21 protein-coding genes are annotated in these 19,438 nt (G+C 58.2%); 8 read left to right on the top strand and 13 right to left on the bottom strand.

Features of this window, described 5'->3' with window-relative positions; translation table 11 throughout:
- Positions 1 to 16: 16 nt before the first annotated feature.
- The 3 genes from ABIZ35_RS21790 to ABIZ35_RS21800 all read right to left on the bottom strand — a co-directional run bounded on the left by ABIZ35_RS21790 (position 17) and on the right by ABIZ35_RS21800 (position 4,331).
- The gene (locus ABIZ35_RS21790; protein WP_348222035.1) at positions 17 to 856 is read right to left on the bottom strand and encodes a hypothetical protein; all 840 of its coding nucleotides are present in this window, start codon (positions 854 to 856) and stop codon (positions 17 to 19) included.
- 71 nt (positions 857 to 927) lie between these two features.
- Positions 928 to 2,007 carry a hypothetical protein gene (locus ABIZ35_RS21795; RefSeq protein WP_348222036.1) on the bottom strand — a complete coding sequence of 360 codons (1,080 nt, stop codon included), beginning with the start codon at positions 2,005 to 2,007 and terminating at the stop codon, positions 928 to 930.
- Entirely contained in the window at positions 2,004 to 4,331 is a 2,328-nt protein-coding gene (locus ABIZ35_RS21800) for an ATP-binding domain-containing protein (protein ID WP_348222037.1), read from the bottom strand. The genes ABIZ35_RS21795 and ABIZ35_RS21800 overlap by 4 nt, the downstream gene beginning before the upstream one ends.
- A 199-nt stretch (positions 4,332 to 4,530) precedes the next feature.
- On the opposite strand from ABIZ35_RS21800, the gene ABIZ35_RS21805 reads away from it, so the two are divergent.
- The 8 genes from ABIZ35_RS21805 to ABIZ35_RS21840 all read left to right on the top strand — a co-directional run bounded on the left by ABIZ35_RS21805 (position 4,531) and on the right by ABIZ35_RS21840 (position 11,070).
- On the top strand, positions 4,531 to 5,802 hold the full coding sequence (locus tag ABIZ35_RS21805) for an RICIN domain-containing protein (RefSeq protein WP_348222038.1): 1,272 nt from the start codon (positions 4,531 to 4,533) through the stop codon (positions 5,800 to 5,802).
- Between the two features lie 116 nt (positions 5,803 to 5,918).
- On the top strand, positions 5,919 to 6,296 hold the full coding sequence (locus ABIZ35_RS21810; RefSeq protein WP_348222039.1) for a BlaI/MecI/CopY family transcriptional regulator: 378 nt from the start codon (positions 5,919 to 5,921) through the stop codon (positions 6,294 to 6,296).
- Positions 6,297 to 8,204 (top strand): M56 family metallopeptidase, encoded by a 1,908-nt coding sequence (locus ABIZ35_RS21815; protein ID WP_348222040.1) that lies wholly within the window; start codon positions 6,297 to 6,299, stop codon positions 8,202 to 8,204.
- 124 nt (positions 8,205 to 8,328) lie between these two features.
- A complete protein-coding gene (locus ABIZ35_RS21820; RefSeq protein WP_348222041.1) occupies positions 8,329 to 8,586 on the top strand; it encodes a hypothetical protein in 258 nt (85 codons plus the stop codon).
- Positions 8,587 to 8,695: 109 nt separating this feature from the next.
- Entirely contained in the window at positions 8,696 to 9,490 is a 795-nt protein-coding gene (locus ABIZ35_RS21825; RefSeq protein WP_348222042.1) for a hypothetical protein, read from the top strand.
- A gap of 130 nt (positions 9,491 to 9,620) precedes the next feature.
- Positions 9,621 to 9,770: a hypothetical protein gene (locus ABIZ35_RS21830; RefSeq protein ID WP_348222043.1), complete on the top strand. Its 150-nt coding sequence runs from the start codon at positions 9,621 to 9,623 to the stop codon at positions 9,768 to 9,770.
- Between the two features lie 113 nt (positions 9,771 to 9,883).
- Positions 9,884 to 10,540, top strand: coding sequence for a macro domain-containing protein (locus ABIZ35_RS21835; protein ID WP_348222044.1), 657 nt, complete (start codon positions 9,884 to 9,886; stop codon positions 10,538 to 10,540).
- Positions 10,537 to 11,070 carry a GNAT family N-acetyltransferase gene (locus ABIZ35_RS21840; RefSeq protein WP_348222045.1) on the top strand — a complete coding sequence of 178 codons (534 nt, stop codon included), beginning with the start codon at positions 10,537 to 10,539 and terminating at the stop codon, positions 11,068 to 11,070. The genes ABIZ35_RS21835 and ABIZ35_RS21840 overlap by 4 nt, the downstream gene beginning before the upstream one ends.
- Here the strand turns inward: ABIZ35_RS21840 and ABIZ35_RS21845 are convergent.
- From ABIZ35_RS21845 to ABIZ35_RS21890, 10 genes are all read right to left on the bottom strand, one after another.
- The gene (locus ABIZ35_RS21845; protein ID WP_348222046.1) at positions 11,067 to 11,606 is read right to left on the bottom strand and encodes a VIT family protein; all 540 of its coding nucleotides are present in this window, start codon (positions 11,604 to 11,606) and stop codon (positions 11,067 to 11,069) included. The two genes, ABIZ35_RS21840 and ABIZ35_RS21845, sit on opposite strands and share 4 nt — an antisense overlap.
- Before the next feature lie 225 nt (positions 11,607 to 11,831).
- Positions 11,832 to 12,749 (bottom strand): rhodanese-related sulfurtransferase, encoded by a 918-nt coding sequence (locus ABIZ35_RS21850; protein WP_348222047.1) that lies wholly within the window; start codon positions 12,747 to 12,749, stop codon positions 11,832 to 11,834.
- A gap of 48 nt (positions 12,750 to 12,797) precedes the next feature.
- Entirely contained in the window at positions 12,798 to 14,012 is a 1,215-nt protein-coding gene (locus tag ABIZ35_RS21855; protein ID WP_348222048.1) for a hypothetical protein, read from the bottom strand.
- 31 nt (positions 14,013 to 14,043) lie between these two features.
- Positions 14,044 to 14,538 (bottom strand): histidine phosphatase family protein, encoded by a 495-nt coding sequence (locus tag ABIZ35_RS21860; protein ID WP_348222049.1) that lies wholly within the window; start codon positions 14,536 to 14,538, stop codon positions 14,044 to 14,046.
- A gap of 12 nt (positions 14,539 to 14,550) precedes the next feature.
- A complete protein-coding gene (locus tag ABIZ35_RS21865) occupies positions 14,551 to 15,396 on the bottom strand; it encodes a GNAT family N-acetyltransferase (protein ID WP_348222050.1) in 846 nt (281 codons plus the stop codon).
- On the bottom strand, positions 15,393 to 15,707 hold the full coding sequence (locus ABIZ35_RS21870) for a DUF2007 domain-containing protein (protein ID WP_348222051.1): 315 nt from the start codon (positions 15,705 to 15,707) through the stop codon (positions 15,393 to 15,395). The genes ABIZ35_RS21865 and ABIZ35_RS21870 overlap by 4 nt, the downstream gene beginning before the upstream one ends.
- A gap of 63 nt (positions 15,708 to 15,770) precedes the next feature.
- Positions 15,771 to 16,775: a hypothetical protein gene (locus ABIZ35_RS21875; protein ID WP_348222052.1), complete on the bottom strand. Its 1,005-nt coding sequence runs from the start codon at positions 16,773 to 16,775 to the stop codon at positions 15,771 to 15,773.
- Positions 16,775 to 17,101, bottom strand: coding sequence for a DUF2007 domain-containing protein (locus ABIZ35_RS21880; protein WP_348222053.1), 327 nt, complete (start codon positions 17,099 to 17,101; stop codon positions 16,775 to 16,777). The genes ABIZ35_RS21875 and ABIZ35_RS21880 overlap by 1 nt, the downstream gene beginning before the upstream one ends.
- 27 nt (positions 17,102 to 17,128) lie before the next feature.
- Positions 17,129 to 18,577, bottom strand: a complete 1,449-nt coding sequence (locus tag ABIZ35_RS21885) for an RNB domain-containing ribonuclease (RefSeq protein WP_348222054.1) — start codon at positions 18,575 to 18,577, stop codon at positions 17,129 to 17,131.
- Positions 18,578 to 18,603: 26 nt separating this feature from the next.
- Positions 18,604 to 19,053, bottom strand: a complete 450-nt coding sequence (locus ABIZ35_RS21890) for a DinB family protein (RefSeq protein WP_348222055.1) — start codon at positions 19,051 to 19,053, stop codon at positions 18,604 to 18,606.
- Positions 19,054 to 19,438 lie beyond the last annotated feature (385 nt).

A 19,438-nucleotide genomic window follows, 5' to 3' on the forward strand; every position in this document is an offset into this window, starting at 1 on the left:
ACCAAAATTGCACACGTTAGTGCAAATACCAACGGCCCAGCAGCGTGTAGATGAGTGGGGCAATTTCCGTCGGATCATCCACACTGGCAAATCTGATCCGAAATGCATCCGTCATTTCCGATCGGATATTGACGCCAATTTCATCGCAGAGCTCAATCAGCGAACAGACTCGCCCCATAGAAATCTCAGTTGGCGATATTTTTTGTCGATAATCGTATTTCTTGGTCCAAAGATCAGATCCGCAATATTGCTTAACTGCTTCTGACGAAATCTCCACAAGCTTGTTCTTAGCATTTTCGCTCAATCGGTCTGAGTTACGCAACAGTACGCTCAATTGCGAGCGGCTCATATTGAGTATGTCGCTCTCTTGGAGAAGACGCTCATTCAATCGGTATTCCCCTCGTGCGGCCGATATTTTAAATTTCAGTTTATCATCAATCTCGGTCCAGTCCAAGATCTCTGCGGGAGACGATCGCCAAAGCAGTTCCGCCTGCTGATCTAGCTCGCGCATTGGGCATGCTTTACATTCTTCCAAAGTCACGACATTGAAGTCTTTGATATGACGAAGAGCCGCATACCAAACGTTCAGTGTAAACCATCCCAGGGTTGGATGAAGTTGTGAAGGCGGCGTCCAACCCTTAGCAAGCTCAGCCAAGAGACGAACGTCCCACGCGGCCAGGGCTTCAACAAACTCACGAAGCGATGAGGGGAGATACGGCATACTGGGATCTTCAATGGAATCCAGCATCAATGCCGCCATGGTATGCACCACGGCGTCTTTCTGGCCGGCGGCGGTCGCCAGAAACACCCAGGGATAGTCGGTACGCTGTGAAACTAATTCAGCAAGGTCATTCATGATGTTATCTCAAACAACTCCCCATGCTCAAGCGAAGGAAATGGTATTCGAATGATAGCCTGCAATGCTTCCTAAGGTTTTGAGCGCTGCGCGGAATTTACGACAACCGCACTGACAGGCACGCTTGCCTTATCAAAGATGCTCAAGGCGGGGTCGAGCGAATCGATAAATGACGCCTTGCCGCGCACAACGCCAGCACTATGGATGGCCTGCAAAGTTACTTTGTATCGATAAACGATTGGCCTCGTAGAATCGTATTGAGGTTCCGGCAGCCTGGCTGCATCCCTGCCATAGTAGAGATCAGCGGCCTCATTCAAGGAAATCCTTCGCTCGCGCGCCATGTCGGCAATCATAACCCTCGCTACTTCCCTCTCTCCTTCTCTCACTAGACGCATCGTTTCTTCTTCGGCTCGAGTTTTCTTAGTCTTTTTCCCTGCAAATTTCTGTTTTGGTTTGGGATGAGGCAAAGCTGGCTTGCTTGGATCATAAATACGAACGATTTTCAGATCGGCAATGGAACTGACGAGTTTCAATCCCCGCATGCTCATAACATTGTTCGGGAAATTTACTCCCATAATCACTTGGAAGTCGATCGTCTTCTTTTCACCGAGTTTGAGTGTTCCAAAATCAAGGCGCTCCGGCTTGAAGGTGATGGGCGGTAGAAGTTCGCCAACAATTCCGACCCGCGCGCAAGGAGTGGACAATCCTTCAGCAAAAATCGTGATATCGTGCGCGCTACCGTCGTTCAATCCATCGGAAGGGATCGTTACTTTGATGGGCAGTACCCCTTGATCGGGGAATGTTAGTGGTAAGACAAGGCGGTCGTGCACGTCCCAAGACCATTCCATCTCGATATCGCTTGCCTGCAAGCGGTCAATAACAATGGCGCGCCCGCTGTTATTCTTAAGCATGAACGTGTGTTCGATCGTATCCCGTTGAAGCCCATCCACAGCCCCAGCCTGATACTCCCCGATGCTCTCACCCGTTTTCAGAACACCATTCTCACTAACGACGTCAATATGAACGTCAGAATTGACGACAGGGGTATTTGTTGGCTCTCGCGCAAATACAGATAGGGAACACACGCAGGTAAGATTAAGAATCCCTACGAGAGCCAAGGCGTCTACGCACCACTTCCGTAAATTCATCATAGTATCTCAAACAGCTCCTCATGCCCCAGCGGCAGCAGGGGCGAGGGCGCGCCCTGGTACACGAGGTGCAGGGCGTGGAGGGGGCGGGTGCAGGCGGTGTAGAGGAGTTTGCGCTCTTCGTCGCGGCCGTAGGTGGCGGCGTCTGTGTCCATGACGAGGACGGAGTCGAACTCCAGTCCCTTGGCGAGCTGGACGGAGAGGACGATGACGCCTTGCGGGAGCTTGTCGAAGTCGCCGGAGAGCAGGGTCGCGCCGAGCGCGGCGCCGTACTGTGTTTGGAAGGCGGCGGCGGCGCGGCGAGTGCGGCAGAGGATGGCGACGGTCTGCATGCCGTCCGTCGTCAGGCCATCGATGATGGTTTGGAGGGTCGGCAGTGGACTGGCGTCGGACGCGAGGGCGTGCAGCTGGGGCTTGGTCCCGGTGCGGCGGACATTTTCGACGTGGACATGGTCGCCGAGAATGCGCCCTGCGAAGTCGGTGATCTCCTGGCTTGAACGATAGCTGCGCGTCAGCTCCAGACGCTTCACCGAGCCGGCGCCATAAACGCTCGCAAGCTTGGCGTAGTCGTCCAGGCCCATGAACGGGTTCGCGGCCTGGTTGGTGTCGCCGACGATGGTCATGGAGCAGCCATCGGCGAGACAGTTGCGCAGGTATTCAAAGTGAATTGGCGAGTAGTCCTGCGCTTCGTCAACAATGGCGTGCTCGATCCCGCCCATGCCGGGGAAGCCACGGACAAAGCCGTGCAGCAGCAGCAGGGGAATGAGGTCTTCGTAGGGCAATCGCTGCTCGGAAAACGCGGTCAGCAGGCCGGTGCGCATCGCCGCGAGAGCCTCCGGCGGCAGCTTCACAAGCTGGACGTTGCTTTGCGACTGCACCCAGAAGTCTCGATATCGAGACAGTGGACCAACCGACTCCAAGCGCGCGATGTTTTGACGCTGACGGTCTGCGGCGGCGCGCAGCAGCGTGATGTCGCTTTCGATACGGGCGCGCTGTTCTTCGCTGAGAAGGCGCTCCAGACCGCCCGAGTTTTTGCGGGCGCGCGGCGGCGCGAGCGCCTTGGTCAGGTGTCCGACTTCCTGATCGATCGCCTCCACCAGATCTTTGACGCGCGCGATCAGACTGACGCGATGGTCGCCGGCGCGCTGGTGGAACTTGCGCGCCATGTCCGCCTTCAAAAACAGTGGCTCCGGCTTGCCGTTCTTCGCAAACGACGTCGTGGACATCACGTTCTCAAACCCGGCGTCGATTTCGGATTCCATCAGGTTCACATACGCGATAATAGCGGCGCGCATCGCCAGCGAAGACTTGTGATACGAGCCTTCCCGGCGCGCTGCGTAGTGCGGATCGTCCTGAGATTCCAAGAAGTATTCGCTGTGATCGTCCTTGGTTTCGATCCGCCACACCGTCCCCAGCGTCTCACGGTTCGCCTGGCAGATTTGCCGAAGCTCTCGCTGCAGGAAGCTCTCCAAAATGACCTGCTGGATCTGGTCCTCCTGAAGGTCGGGAAGCACCTGCGCGATATAGCTGGAAAAGACGCCGTTAGGCGAAAAGACGAGCATGCGCTGGGCGGAAATAAACTGATCGCGCTGCGAGGGGTTCATCGAACGTTCGCGCATCATATAAAGAAGATACGCCGCTCGGTGCAGCGCCACGACCGTCTTGCCGCTGCCCGCCGGCCCCTGCACCGCCAGCACCTCGGCGGCAGTTCGGATAATGGCGTCCTGCTCGCCCTGGATGCTCTGGACGATCTGCCGCATCTGTCCCGTCGTGTTGCGGCCCAGAAGCCCGAGCAGCATCTGGTCGCCCTCTTCGTCCTCATGGCCGAGCTTCGCGCCCCGGTCGTTATAAACATTGACCAGAGCGCCTTCTTTGATTTCGTAACGCCGCTTCAGATCGATCCGCCCATTGAGCTGCCCGGCTGGGGCGCGGTACGACGCCGGCCCTACCCCATACCGGTAGTAAACGCTGCTGACCGGCGCCCGCCAGTCATAAACTAAGAAGGCGTTCTTCTCATCGTACAGCGACGCCTTGCCGATATAAAACGTCTCCAGCGGCGCGCCGGCCTCTGTCTCCTGAAAATCGAACCGTCCAAAGTACGGCTCATTCTTCTGATCCTGAAGCACCCGCGACGCCTTCTGCGCCAGCTTCAGCTCCCACGCATTGCCCTGCGCCGCATTCACATCCTCCGCCGAAAACGACTGCCGCGACGCCCCCGCAATCTGCGCCGCCCGCCGCTGGGCCTGCGATTCGATGCTCCCACGCACGTGATCTAAATACGCCCGCTCGGCGATGTACTCAGGATTGACTTCAGTTTCTGTGTTCATAATTCCAACTCGCTCATGCGCGGGCGCGTAAGCGCCGGCGCGAAAAGGCCGAAGAGTATTATAACACAGAGCTGGCGGCAAAGAACGTTGAGATTTAATTGATGGCGCTCGTGTATCGTGAGAACACAAAAATGGCTTAAGATTGCAGCCGCCTCGGAATTGACCGATTCGCGGCAATTTTATTCAGGAGAGTGTGTTCATGAAGGGTTTGCTGAAGATTACGGCCACGGCTTTGCTGGCGGCGACCACGCTGGGTCACGCCGCGCCGCAGGCGCTCGCGCAGGGCGATCCGGTCATCAAGGTCCATACCGGGAAGTACTATGACTTCTATACAACCCAGAACACCTGGGATGCGATGAAGACGGAGATCACGCCGAACTTTAAGATCTACAATGATGCGGTGGACAAGCTGATTCACGACTGGGGCATCCCGGCGCCGAAGAAGCATTACTATTGCTATGTCGATCCGAGCGGCAAGAACGGCGCATATGCGACTGGGGATATCGGCCAAGTGTCGGCGGCGCGCGGCTCTTCGCCCTCAACCGGCATCGGCGTGAACTCCAATCTGTTTCAAGTTCCCGGATACGGCGTCCCCGGCGGCACCGCGACGGTATTCGGCGTGCATGAGATCGTGAACGACTTTACCGGCGCGGTCTCCAGCGGGTGGCCGCGCGACTGGTGGGCGGACGACCGCAGCCCCTTCCCCGGCATGACGGAAATTCACCTGCTGAACGAGCTGGGCCTGCCGGAGATCGCGAAGGCCGACGACAAGGATCTGAGCCGAGACCCACTGTACGTGATGTTCAAAGCGATCCAGGCCAAGTACGGCTGGGGCGTCTTCTCGCGCATGTTCTCGAACATGACCGCGAACCATGTCAACTGGTCGCAGGTGGACAGCGGGCACAACCCGTCGGCGGTCCTGACGAACATGGTGACAGCCTATATGGTTCTCGGCTCCGGCGACACGCCCGACTCCATGGATACTCTCTTTACAATCGGTCCAGTACCCGGCTACAGCCTGGAGACGACAAAGGCGAATCTTGCTGGCCTGGGATACGGCGGTCCGCCGCCGGCATCGGGCGAGTACACGCTCACAAGCGTGAAGAGCGGCCAGGTCCTTGACGCCGGCGCCAACATGGCGGGATTAAGCGTCAAGGCGAACACTCCCGGCGAAGCGTCGGATGAGCAGTGGACATTGATGCCCCTGGGCAAGAACCGTTACAGCATCAAAAGCGTGCGAACGGGACTGGCGCTGGAAGCCGGATCGAAAACGACAAGCGCCAGCGTTCGCCTGAGCGCACCACACAAAACGCTCGGGCAGACATGGACAATCACATCCTCCCCCAACGGTTTTGTGATCGCCTCCTCCCTGTCCAAGCGCGCTCTGGACGGCGGAGCCGGCAAGTCCTCCGCCAATCTTCTTCTCAAGCCAGCCAGCGGCGCCGCCGCCCAGAAGTGGATCATCCATTAGGCATAGCCGTCTCACGCGTCTTAGGAGACCGCCTCAGAAATTGAGGCGGTCTCCTGGAACAAAATAAGGTTTTTCATGGTATTATACGAATAACTTCGTACGAAGTGAGGAATAATTTGCGCAAACAATACAAACCAAGCGAGCTGGAATACGCGATTTTACAGGTTCTCTGGCATCTGGGCTCCGGCACCGTGCGGGATGTCCATAACCGTCTCAGCGAGAACCGCGAGATCGGCTATACGTCCGTCTTGAAAACCCTCCAGATCATGACGGAGAAAGAACTGGTGCTCCGAGACGAACGGGAGCGCGCGCATATCTACACGCCCGCCTTTTCCGAGGAATCCGCGCAGGGGACGATCGTGACGGATCTTTTGGCGCGTGTATTCGGTGGTTCCGCGCAGCATCTGGTGCTGCGCGCTCTGCAAGTCAAGCCGGCGACTCCGGAGGAGCGGGCGGAGATCCGCCGACTTCTCGACGAGATGGAGGAAGATTAAATGCTGATCTGGTCCCGGGACGCCTTTATCGCCGCGCTTGCTCTATCTCTGCTGCATTCGCTCTGGCAGGGAACGATCCTCGGCCTGCTGGGCGCCGCGCTGAACGCGCGCCTTCAGCGCGCCACCCCCGATGTCCGCTGCGGAGCGTTCTCCGTGCTGCTGTTTGCGGTGTTCACCGTCTGGCTCGGCACATTTTGCTGTCTCTACGGGGCCGGAATCCAATCAGCGCCCCTGGCGGCGCAGGCATCGTCGGCGACAGCGCCTGTGATTGTCTCAGTCAGCAATGTCCCAACGGCGATGTCCGGGATGATTGCACTCACGCAATCGCTTTATCCCGCGCTGGTCGGTCTCTGGGCGCTGGGCATCTGCCTCTTTTCTCTGCGGTATCTAGGAGGCTTTCTGCTGCTGCGCCGCCTGAGCCGGACGGCGACTGAGGCGTGTCCGCCGGAATGGACCGCACAGGCGCAGCGCCTCACAAAGCTGATGGGGATCCGACGGAATGTCGTTCTCCGCTGCTCGTCGCAGATCGATGTTCCGTGTGTGTTCGGCGTGTTCCGATCCTGTATTTTGCTGCCGCTGAGCGCCATGAGCGGGCTCACGCCGCAGCAGGCGGAAGCGCTGATCGCCCATGAGCTCGCCCACCTCGCCCGGCACGATGTGCTGTTCAACTTCATTCAAGTTTGCATCGAGACGGCGCTGTTTTACCATCCTGCGGTCCGCTGGTTATCGGCTCAGATTCGCGTCGCCCGCGAACAGCATTGCGATGACCTCGCCATTCAGTTCATCGGTGACCGCGCCGTATACGCCCGCGCGCTGTTTTCTCTGGAAGAAGCGCGCGCCTCCACCCCGCTCCTGGCGCTGGGCGCCAAGGGCGACAATTCCACAGCGCCGGACACACAGCTTGTCCAGCGCATCCGCCGTGTTCTGGGAGTGTCCGGCCCGGAGCGCCGCGATCCCTGGGCCAGAGGAGTAATGGCTCTGGGCGCCGCCGCCGTCGGACTGGCGGCCCTCCACCCCATTCAAGCATACTCTCACGGGAAGAGAGCGACGAGCGTTCCCGCCGCTCCTTCAGAGACCGCGAAAGCAGCTTCGAAAGCCCATCCGAAGTTAGCGAAAATATTTACCCTGTCCGAGACCAGAAAGATGCGCGCCGACCACACGTTCGACGCCTACATACGGATCTCCAGCCGCAAGACGAGCGTCGTTGACGTCACTACGCAGCATCCGTCAAAATTAAAGACACAAGAGCTGTCCTCTATGACTGCGCCTTCGACACAAAGCAGGCTCAAAGTGATTGCCGATGCCTCGGCCCTTCTCAACAGAACGCCGCGCATCGGCAAGAAGGGATACAGCATCGATCTGTCGCCAGGCAAGCCCTCGCAGCCGGCGCAAACGGAAACAGTTTGGCCACAAAAAATCACGACGAACCAAGCGATTCCGGCCACATCCTTCGATTCCGAGCCGCCGATGTCCGCCGATATAGCAATTGATGGCGAACAGGGACCATCCGACGCCCCGAGCGCACCCTCGCGGCATGTCACGGCGATACGCCTGCCAGACGGCGTGGAAAAGCTGGCGTCCATTCTCAGCGCCTCCAAGACCGATTTGCCGATCATCGTAGCGCCCAATGTCCGCATCAGCGCCGAAATCACGAACACACTGGTGCGAACCGGCGGTATGCCTTTAATCGATCCGCAAATGCGGGGACGTATCGAGAGGGCATTCCCCACAACAAGTAATGTGACCATGCTGATGGTTATTAGCAACGCCTTGACTCCCGATACCGCCGTGGAATTAAACGGCAAGAAAGTGCGGTACGGCGATCTGGACCCAGACCTTCAGAAAATGCTCAAGCGCGAGCTTCAGTCCATCCCTGTGAAAATTCAAACGGCGCATACCCCGGCCTAACATCCGGCGCAAACGCGCTCCCCTTGCCAAGCAACCGCAAAAGCAAGAGGAGCGCACTATTTTCAGAAAACTACGAAACTATTCGTACGTACTAAACCGTATAACATCAAAGGAGAATGATACAATGACGCTCAAACAAGCCATTCCATTTTTTGCATTGCTGCTCTTGCCGGTAGGCGCGGGAGGCGTCGTGCGCGCTTTCGCTATCTCCAGCGCTCATTCGGTAAATCCCACGGGAGAATTTCACACGCTCACGCTTCCGTCGCCGCACCATAAGCTCAAACGCAACATCAAGCCGAGTTGGGACACCACAAAACACGTCACTTTGCCGCCAAGAAAAACAGTCGCGGAACAGATCGCGGATTTGAAGGCCGGTCGCTAGCATTTGGGGCATTGCATTGCACACGATGCAATGCCCCCAGATTGAGTTCGTGTGTTACAATGGGATGTGAACGATAAACTCCAATCCGATTTCACCAAGGAGACATCCCGTGCCACTGCACCTGCCGCATAATCTTGTTCCGATCCTCTTCGTCGTTCTCCTGGTCGGTTTTCCGTATATTCTGGGTCCGATTCTCATCAAGAACTCTCAGAAAATCGCGCGGCGCGCCGTCCAGAAGCGGTACGATCCAGCGACACTGCCGCCGGAGGCGGCTTCCTTCTTCTACAACGCGGTCACATCCCTGACTCAAGCAGGCTTCACCGTGATCGACTATATCACGAAGCCCGGCGAGACGCCCAACGTGACCCCATGCATCGTGAATTTGGTCAACCGATCCAACGGAGACATGGCGAGCGTCGCCTGCTTCTTCGCGGTGGTCAATGGAATAACGCAAGTCCAGAACAACAGTGTGTTTCTCACCACGGTTTACGCCAACGGCGAAATCGTGGGCAGCTGTATCATGCCGCCGAAATCCGCAGGCTCCTGCTATAAATACCGTCCCTACGCGCACGGCTGCCGTTTTTTCGACGACATTGACGTCGCCGAGCTTTACCGTCGCCACCGCTTCCTGGTGGAGAAGTACGCTCCGAACAGCCCGGTGATCGTCCCGGAGCCGGGACGTGAGATGGAGTCGTTCGACCGCATCAACGACGATGTGCACGATTATCAAGTCAAGCAAGGGTTAATGCGTATCGACACCACGCGTGACGCGTACGTCCCCACCTGGTTCGGCGCATTTTACATGACCTGGGCGCTGCTCTGGCCATGCAAACAGCTCCGGCTGGCCGGCGCTCAGGCGAAAGCCAAACGCGAGTTAGATGATTATCGCCGTAAAACCCAGTAATGCAATATTAGTTGCAACCCGCACATATCATACACATCCATGTTACACTACATATGCTGACCAAGATCAACAGATCGGTCACGATTGTTTTGCGACGGCATGACACAAGAAATCATTGCGGGAGTACGTTATGTTCAAAATCATCGGCGGCGTCGTCTTCGCCATAGGAGCATTCCTGTGGCTGGGCAACATGTTCCGCTTCTTCCCAACCTTCCCCCTCGCCGGCTACATCACCATGCTCGCCGGCGGCTGGCTCTTCCGCAAGGAAGTAAACTCTTAACGTATCCAGCGCCTTCTCGCGAAGGCGCTGTTTTGCTTTCAGGACTTCCTCTATGTGTAAATAAAACACGAACATCGGGTACACTAAAGTCATCGATCAAGGAATACCCGGTGATGAACAAAAACTTCCAACCCCATATTATCCTGACCGCCGTGGACGGCGGCTTGGAAAGCGCATGGCGCGAACATTGTGGCGACTTTCCGAACGTCACCATACACTGCGGCTCGATCTTTGATGTTTCTTGTGACGCACTCGTCAGCCCCGCGAACAGTTTTGGGTTTATGGACGGCGGGATCGACATGCTCTACAGTCGCCGCTTTGGATGGGAGCTTCAGAACCGACTGCAAGAGGCAATTGTAGCGCGCCATCATGGCGAACTTCTGGTGGGAGCTGCTGAGATCGTTCAGACGGAAGATCCCACTTTCCCCTATCTTATCGCGGCTCCGACGATGCGTGTGCCGATGGTGCTAGGTTATACGGTCAATCCGTATCTGGCGGCGCGGGCTGTACTGCTGCTTGTCAAACATGGGAACTTTGCAGATGGTGGTCATGCGGGAGAGCGGATCGGCGACTACGTCCAGACAATCGCTTTTCCAGGGCTAGGCACAGGAGTAGGACGCGTTGGTCCGAATACCTGTGCGCATCAAGTTCGCAGAGCGTTGGATGAAGTCGTGGGAGGTGAACCATTCTTCCCGAGGTCATGGGTGGAGGCCGTCCAGCGGCATAAAACGAATTATATGGATTTCCTCGGCGAAGTCGAGGCGTCATGACAGACGTCACGATCACGCACCGCCCACTCAAGCCGTCCGAAGCGGAGACGCTGCACCAGGAATTGAAGTCCACACCGAATATTCTGGGGTTCACGGTTCGAGAGTTAGTGCGAATGCAGGATGTGCAGGTCGCCGAGGACAATGGCGTGTTCGCAGGCGCGGCGCTGACGTTTGACTTGCCGCTGGGGTGGACGGAGATCGCAGCCGTTTATGTTCTTCCCCGCTTTCGCGGACTGGGGCTGGGCAAGGGGCTATTACACGCGTCGTGGGACCGGGCGACCATACGAGAACGGCATATTTATATGCTGAGCCGTAATACGTCGGTAGTGGAATGGATGCGTGGACAGGGGATGACGATCAGCGGCAACCCGATGCTGGCGCCGTTCGCCGTGCAGATCTGGATGCCGGTCTACATGGCGAGCCGACACCGCTGGATGGAATCGCTTCGCAAGTCGCGGGAGATTCGGAAATGTCCGAGCATGGTTCAGGGAATCAAGAAGCGCGAAGCGAAGAAGAGCATTGAGGCCTAAGGGGCAGCGCCAAGCTTGCCGAGCCACAGGCCGATGGCGAAGACGATGCCGCCGCCGATGATGACCTGACCGACGGTTTGCGCCAGTGGGCTCTTCATGAATTGGTATCGAATAAACGCGATCGCAAATAGCTCGAAGACGACGACGGCGTAGGCAAGGTGCAGCGCCATCGAGAGATCGTGGATCAGAAACGGCAGCGTGTGCAGCATGCCGCCGAGCATGGTTGCAAGGCCGGTAATGGCGCCGCGCATGATGGGGTTGCCGCGTCCGGTGACCGCGCCGTCATCTGACAGCGACTCCGCAAGCCCCATGCTGATGCCGGCCCCGACGCTTGCGGCGAGGCCGACAAAGAAACCATCGATCGGACGATGCGTCACGCCGACTGCGGCGAACAGCGGCGCAAGCGTCGATACGGAGCCGTCCATCAAACCCAGCAGCGCGGGCTGCACTTTTTGCAGCACGAAATCGTGATTTGTCTTCTGGTCCGCTTCGCTCAGCACGGCCTCGCGTCCTTCGACTAATTCATCCGAAGCCATACCGCCTCTTTCTATCAATCGTCTGCTCTGAAGGCTTTTGCCCCCTCGCCCCACGTCTGAGTGACCCACCCCGGCGCTTCGCGCCACCCCTCCCTTGAAGCAGGGAAGGGTAATTAGGATTTTGTTATCGCAAGCGGCCTTCGTCCGAAAATCTCTTTCTGACCCTTCCCTGCTTCAAGGGAGGGGTGGCGCGAAGCGCCGGGGTGGGTCATATGGCCTCAGCGGTCAAACCTTACGCTTGCGCGCGAGTTCTATCTGCCTCTGTCTCTCGGTTGCGCGGCGGCGCTTTTGCTCGGTCAGTCCATCATGACAGACCGGACAGCTGATTCCTTCTTCGTACTTCTCCGAAAGCTTATCTTCTGCTGTGATCGCTCCGCCGCAGCCGAAGCAGCGGATCAAGTCGCCCGGCTGAAGAGTGTGGTCGACGGAAACGCGCTCGTCGAACACAAAGCATTCGCCGCGCCAGCGGCTTTCTTCGGGCGCAACCGTCTCCAGATACTTGAGAATTCCACCCTGAAGATGATAGACTTCCGGGAAGCCCTGATCGATCATATACGCCGACGCCTTTTCGCAGCGGATACCGCCGGTGCAGTACATCGCGATCTTCGTGTGGCGCTCCGGATCGAGGTTGGCGCGGACGAACTCCGGAAAGTCGCGGAAGGTCTGAGTCTTGGGATCGACCGCGCCCTCAAACGTTCCGACCGCCACTTCGTAATCGTTGCGCGTATCGATCAACAGCACGCTTGGGTCGCTGATCAGATCGTTCCACTCTTCGGCCGGGACATAAACGCCGACTTCGCGGATCTGCCCAGCGCCGGGATCGCCCAGCCCCATGATCTCGCGCTTCAAACGAACTTTCATGCGGGCGAAGGGGATCGTCGCGGTGAACGATTCTTTGTGCTCCAAATCGGCGAGGGCGCCGAACGAGCGCAGATGAGCCAGCGCCGCTTCGACACCGGCGCGCGGGCCGGCGACCGTGCCGTTGACGCCCTCGGGCGCAAGCAGGATCGTCCCGCGCACGCCCCCGGCGTCGCACAGGGATCGCAGAGGCTCACGCATTTCGGCGAATTCGGGCAATGGGATAAATTTGTAGAAGGCGGCGACCAGATATTCGGGCGCGGCTTCTTCGTTTTTTCGTGTCATACCAGGATTCATGATACCCGTTTCCCCGCCGTGAACGGCAGGGCAGTGCTACGTCAGTGGGCGAAGGTCGATTTCGGCCAATTGGGCGTCTGTGGGGAAGGCGCGCGCGCGGAAGCGCGGGGGATAAATCTCTACAGGCTCCAGCAGGCCCGACACCGCAGCGACGCGATCCCAGGGAGCGGCGCCGATCAGCGCGATCTTGCCGGAGGCGTCGCGCTCACTGAACAGGATTTGATCGGCAAGCGGAAGGAGAGTATCGACGCCGCGCGACCACGAGGCTGAAGCCGTTACTATGCCGGTCTTCTTATCCCGGTACGCCATGTACTCGGCGGTGAAAAGGTCCGTTCCTTCTTTTTCATGCAAGGCGTTCAGGGAGCGAGTTTGCTGCTGGTAGTATTGCGACATGGTCTGAGCGGCCAGAAGTTTGAGAGCGGAGTAAGCCGAATGGTTAGGATCCGGTAGATAGGTTTCCCACCTTGCGCCAAGCTGAAAGGCGAAGCCGGACATGGGGCGCGGCTTGCGCAGAGCTTCCTCGGCGAGCTTCGCCATGGCGGCAAGCCCTTCCGGATCTTCACTTCCCGTGACGAGAAGCACGTCCCGACTGGGAACCATGGCGACATGCCGCCCTTTGACAGCAAGAGCGGGAACGAGTTCCGGCAGGGGCAGCCGGGACGCGTCATAGTTGTCGCGCCACTCGGAGATATACAAACCAGGGCGGAGTGTTTTGAAGCGGGGAGGCGCAACGGTGAGAAGGTTTTGGGAGCCAAGCGACAAGGCCTCCTCAAAGGTCATCCCCCACTCCGCCAGCTGATCGCGCGTCACCGAGCGGATCGCCTGCGGCATATCGTAAACGACCTCTACCGTCAGATGCTCGCCAAGCACCCGGTATGGCGTGTCGATCGCTGTGACGCCGTCGATACGCGACTTCAGAGCAAGGTGCTCGAACACAATCCGTTCGCGGATGCGCGCGCGCAGATTCGTCCGCGCGGTGTCCGCCGAAACCTTCTCCACCGACTCCAAGTTCGCATAGAGGCGCGCGAAGCGATCGATCACTCCCCGCCGGTTCCAGGGCAGGGCTGCGCGGTACTCCTCGTATGCGTTGACGAGATACATCACCACGGCGCCCTCGCCGCGCGGCGTCAGACAAAATCGTTCCGGGTCAAACTCCAGCGCGTCCGAATAGCCTGCCGCCTTTGCGGCCGCCATCATCATGGCGGCGAAGTCACGTCCGCTCGCCGGTGGAAAAAATTTACCCAGCCCCATTCCCTTAGTCCAAGTCTCTCAGCGCGCCATCTCACGCAATATTCTGCGCCGAGTAGATCCCCACAAGACGTCCGCCCGCCGGGATCACGTCCAGCCATTCCTTCACATCGAATTCCAAATGCGCCAGCGCCGCAGTCGGCATATGCGCGGCCGCGCCTTCGGGAACAGCCAGCAGGTCCGCCAGCTCTTCAAAGCCAGGATTGTGTCCCACCATCAGCACCCGCGATGCATTTGCCGGGAGCGTATTGACGACCAGCAGCAGCGTTCCCACCGTGGCGTCGTAGATCGACGACGCGATCACGATCTCCTCGGTATATCCCGCGGCGCTCGCCGCAATCTCCGCCGTACGCCGTGCGCGGCGCGCCCCCGACGAGACGATCAAATCCGGCCGGCCACCCAGCGCGGTCAGGTTGGCGCCGACCGTTCGGGCGCCCGCCTCTCCCCGTTCGGTCAAATCACGCTCCACATCCCCACCCGGCGCGTGCGCCTCCGCTTTTCCATGACGAAGTAGAAACAACGTTTTCATGCGACTATCTTTCTATTCACTTTTCTGCTGAAGCCAAAAAGCGCGGGTGTAGGCGATTCGCAAACCGGCCCGCTCCATATTATGATGGCTGATTGCATCTAGAGCCGCCTGCGCCACAACCAGATCGCAGTCTTGCGCCACAGCGTCATCAAGACGCGCTTGCAGCAGCGCCGTCTGGCAGCCCCGCCGGCGAAACTCGGGGCGCGTGCCCGCAATGGCGATCGACGCGATTCCATTTTGGATATAAAGCGCGCCCGTCGCCGCAGGAACGCCATTCACCAACGCTAAGTAAAGGCTCCAGCCTGGAGCATCATAAAGATGCGCGGTGGCGTCGGCCAGCAATGGGAGCAGGGAAGCATCCACGCCCAGAACTTCGGTGAAGCCCGTCCGCCAGGAGTCGGCCCAGAGCGGCAGCTCTTCACGCCGGACACGACACACCTCAACATCCGAAGGAGCCGACATTCGCCCCGCCATCTTCAGCTCTGATGGAACGGCGTACAGAAAGTCGTGAAAACGGAACGGGATCAGCCCCGCCGCTCCCATACTGCGAAGAAGCCCAGCCGTCGCTTGATAAGGATTGATGTCGATCCGACAGCCAATTCCCTTTTCACGGTAAAAGCGCAGTATTTCTTCCTGGGCGTCCCATTCCGTCTCATCCATTCCAAGGACGCGATTAAAAAGAGGCCCTAGGCTCATCGCTTCATTCGACAGCGCGACCGCGTTTCCAAATCGGCGGATCTCGACGCCGAACGGGTTGCCCTCGTAAGCCTGTAAAACTCTTAGCCATGAGACGATATGGTCAGCCTCAGACTGTCCGATCCGAAGGGCCAGATCACGCGTCACCACTGGAAAACTCATCCACTTACCGGCCGATCATGACCGCAGCTCCAGCAGGACGTGAACTGCCCCGCGACATCTTCCCCACACTGCGGACATGTCCAATCCGAGGCGGTCGGAGGATCATTACGGCTAGCGGTGATTTGCTGGGCCGCAGACGCATCCGATTCTTTCACTACCCAAAGCTCGGGCCAAACGTCTCCAAAACCCGACAGCGTGGTTTGACTTCGGAGAAACTCATGGTTTAGCATCGTTTCGATGCCTCGGCTCTCCAATTCCGCGCGCAAAATTTCAACGTCCATGATATTGGGAGCCGTGAATACTTTGATCATCGATATCGCTTTCCGCCGTTATAAAGGTCGTACTCTTTCGAAGTCGATAGGTGAGATGGACGTTCACGATGAGCTGTTCGATGCGGCTTTGATAAATTCGACCTTATGCCGAACATTTGGGACAGGATCCCGTGCGAGATAATCCTCTAACACCGTACTCATGTCCGTGGCGGCTTCAGGAAGAAGTAAGTGTGGCCGCTCACGTTTCAATAGCTCTGTATCATAATGCAGGCAGGCAATCAAAGCTTCCAGCGCACGCAAGCTAAGCGGGCGGCCTAGGTTGAGCCAGCTATTCGCGCGATCCCAGCTAAACTCTGACAGAGCAGCGACACTTCCCCAATTTGCGTGCAGAACGACGTCGCTATGGCGTTCCATCCAGTCCAACGTTCTCGCCGAACGAAATGGGGCAAAGCCAAAACAATCGTACGCCAAATCCCTGAGGGATTTCTTCTCCATCTCCGCCGTCACGATCTCAAAGCCTTCTTCAAACGGTAAGCAAGCGGCTGTTGCTTCGCAGAGTGAGTAGAATTCGTCCACTGGACGCAGCCATTGTTCCCGCACCCAGGATTCCGCGATTGTCCGGAGAACAAAAGCACAGATCTCATAAGATCGAGCGGCGATATCGATATTTCCAGCGCTCTCCACCCGCTGCTGAAGCGAGCCAAGCAAGTCCTGCTTGTTATGCTTCGAGAGTTCGAGAATGACTTCATCAGACAGCGAGTAGAGTGTCATGGCGAAATCGACGAGATGCTCCAAGTCGCTTTTAACTTGTGATAACGTCGGAGCCGGATAAAGCGCGGCATCGGAAACGTCTTCTGCTACACACGCAATGCCGTTGTCCGTGTAGAAGTCGTCGTGCAGTAAATGCTTGTTTGGCCCATGGACAGCAGCCAGGTTGAACCATTCCAGCGGACGCAGCGAAAATCTCTCAATGCGATGATAACACGCGCCGCATAGGCAGTAAGGCTGATCCGGCTGATCACTCTCCAGTCTTAATTCGCTGGGATTCGCTCGGCAGCTCTCACATATGGCATTCGTATGAGATGAATTAAACTCTACTGCCCCCATTAAGATGTGGCCTTCAACAATAACGACCGCTCATGGCCGCAGTTCCAGCACGAATCGAATGCTCCATCGATTTCTTCGCCGCATTGCGCGCATTTCCAGGGCAAAATCGCCGGTAAATTATTATGCTGATCGAGGATTTGCTGGGCGGCGGGAGCATCCGCCTCATTCACCACCCAAACCTCCGACCACATGCCCCCAAAGCCGACGACGTTGGCCTGTCCTCGGACAGACTCGTGCTTCAGCATCGTTGGGATGCCCCGGCTCTCTAATTCGCCGCGTACGACTTCCACTTGCATGATATCGGCGGCTGTAAATACTTTGATCATCGGTATCTCTTTTCCCACTCTGGAGGCTCACACTCGCTCGAAGTCGATAAATCCACGCTCCGGGTCGACACCGGTAAGACGGACGTTCACGCGGTCGCCAACATCGAGACCGCGCTCACCGTGCATGACGCGCCCTTCGACGGGAGGCGATAGGACGCGCACATAGGTTCCCTGCGCCTTGACGCCGGTGACGATCGCTTTGAATGTCTCGCCAACTCGCCCATGAAGCAGTACGGCGGCGGCGGACTTGCGGACGATGCGCTCCACGCGCTGCGCTGCGCCGGCGCGTTCATTGCAGTGCGCGGCGATCGCCCTCAGTTCGTCCAGTGAATACGGCGTGGGCGCACCCGCGCAGGCGGCTTTGAGCAAGCGCTGCGTGACGAGATCGATATATCGTCGATTGGGGGCTGTGGAGTGCGTGTAGCCGAAGACGGCAAGGCCGAAGTGCTCGCCCAGATCGCCGTCCGGGGGAATGACGGCGTACTCTCCTGGGCCAAGCAATTTGACGATGCTCAGAGACAGATCGGGAAAATGGTCGGGATCGGCTTTCTTGCGTCGGTTGAGAAATTCGGACAGCGCCGAGGCGTCGGGCTCGCCGGGGAGATCTTCGCCGGCGGCTCGGGCCAGCTCCACGATACGCTCCCAGCGCGCCGGACGGCGCACGATGCGCTGGATCGACGGCAGCCCGTGGGACCGAAGAAACCCGGAGACGGCGGTGTTCGCCGCGACCATGAAATTCTCGATCAAATAGCGAGCGCGCCCACGCTGGGTCACCGCCAGGTCGACGACCCGGCCGTCTTCCATAACAGGGCGCGCTTCGATCGTGTCAAACTCCAGGGCTCCGGCCGCCAGGCGAACCTTGCGCAGGCGCATCGAAACGGCGTCCTGGACGCGCAGCTGCGCGTCCAGGCCCGGAACCTCCTGAACAGAGCTGGGAACGGGAGCGCCCGGGTTGTCCAGCCACGCGCCGATTTCTTCATACGCCAGCTTGGCGCGATTGCGTACCCACGCCCGGTAAACGCCAGTCTCCAGGACATCGCCGTCTGGTCCAACATGCAGCTCCGTCACCACGGCGAGACGGTCCTGATCGTCCCAAAGCGAAGTGACGCCTTCGGACAGCGTTCGCGGGATCATCGGGAAGCTTTCAATGCCCGTGTAAACCGTCGTGGTGCGCTCCCCCGCCGCCCGGTCCAGCGGTGAGGCGATCGGAGCAAAGGCGTCCACGTCCGCGATGCCGACCAGCAGCCGCGAGCTTCCATCCGGCAGCGCCTCCACGAACTCAATCTGATCCAAATCTCGCGAGTCGGGATTGTCGATCGACGACCAGAGCAGGCCGCGCAGATCGCGCGCGCCGTCGTGGTCCAAAGACGCGCTTGCATGCTGCGCCTCTTGCAGGGCGTCCGGCGGAAACTCGATTGGAAACCCGGATTCGCGCATGGCGCGGCGGGCGGCGGCGTGGAGATCGAACGTGGACATGGACGATGCTTTCTATGGGGAGAGAATTAGTTCAATATACCCACATACGTGACCTGCCCCTGATGGTATGTCATGTTCCAAACGGGGTAAGAAGCGATCTGCTCCATGCTCATCGGCCCAAACGGCGTCTCCAGCACAAGCTCCAAATCCTCATCCGATAGTCCACGGATGGCCGCCGTCAGGCGAGGCAGCCCTGCCTCCAGCGCCGCGCTCACCGTTCCCCAGTCTGTGACAATCGCGGCCTTTTCTTCTGGGTAATTGGCAAACGCCGTCGGCGCCCAGTTCCGGTCTTCAAGCACCTGGGCCGTATAGCCATTCAGCAGCGCGCATTCGGCCACTTGATCGATCACGGTGCGCCCCTTGTCCAGCGGGCTCCAATCACGACGATCTTCGGGCGTTTCCATCGCGGCGGCCAGCAGTTCCTTCGCGGCCTTCTCGGTAACTCCGACGACATATTCCTGTACGGATTTCGGCATAGAGATGTCTCCTTTGCGATTTGAGTGAATTGAAAACACCGGAGCGGGAGCGACAACTGACCGGCGGAAGAATTGGGAGATCTTCGGAGAAGTATACGACGCAGGAGGGGATGGGTCCTGCTTGAATTTTGGGGGAGTAAGCTCCCCATCCCCTCAACTCGCTGAGGCTCGTTTGTCCCCTTTCCCGGCTAAAGGCCCTTCGGGCGGGAAAGGGGATGTTCATCACTTTGGTCCGCACGAGTTATTCATAGTCTACTTAGAAAACAAAATTTGGCCCATCACCATATTTCGACGATGGGCCAATTTGCTTTTAACCCTATGTAACCCTCGTGCGGACTGTAATTACGAACGCCCCCTTTCCCGCCCGAAGGGCCTTTAGCAGGGA

This window comes from Capsulimonas sp. (genome assembly GCF_039929585.1).
Taxonomy (GTDB): domain Bacteria; phylum Armatimonadota; class Armatimonadia; order Armatimonadales; family Capsulimonadaceae; genus Capsulimonas.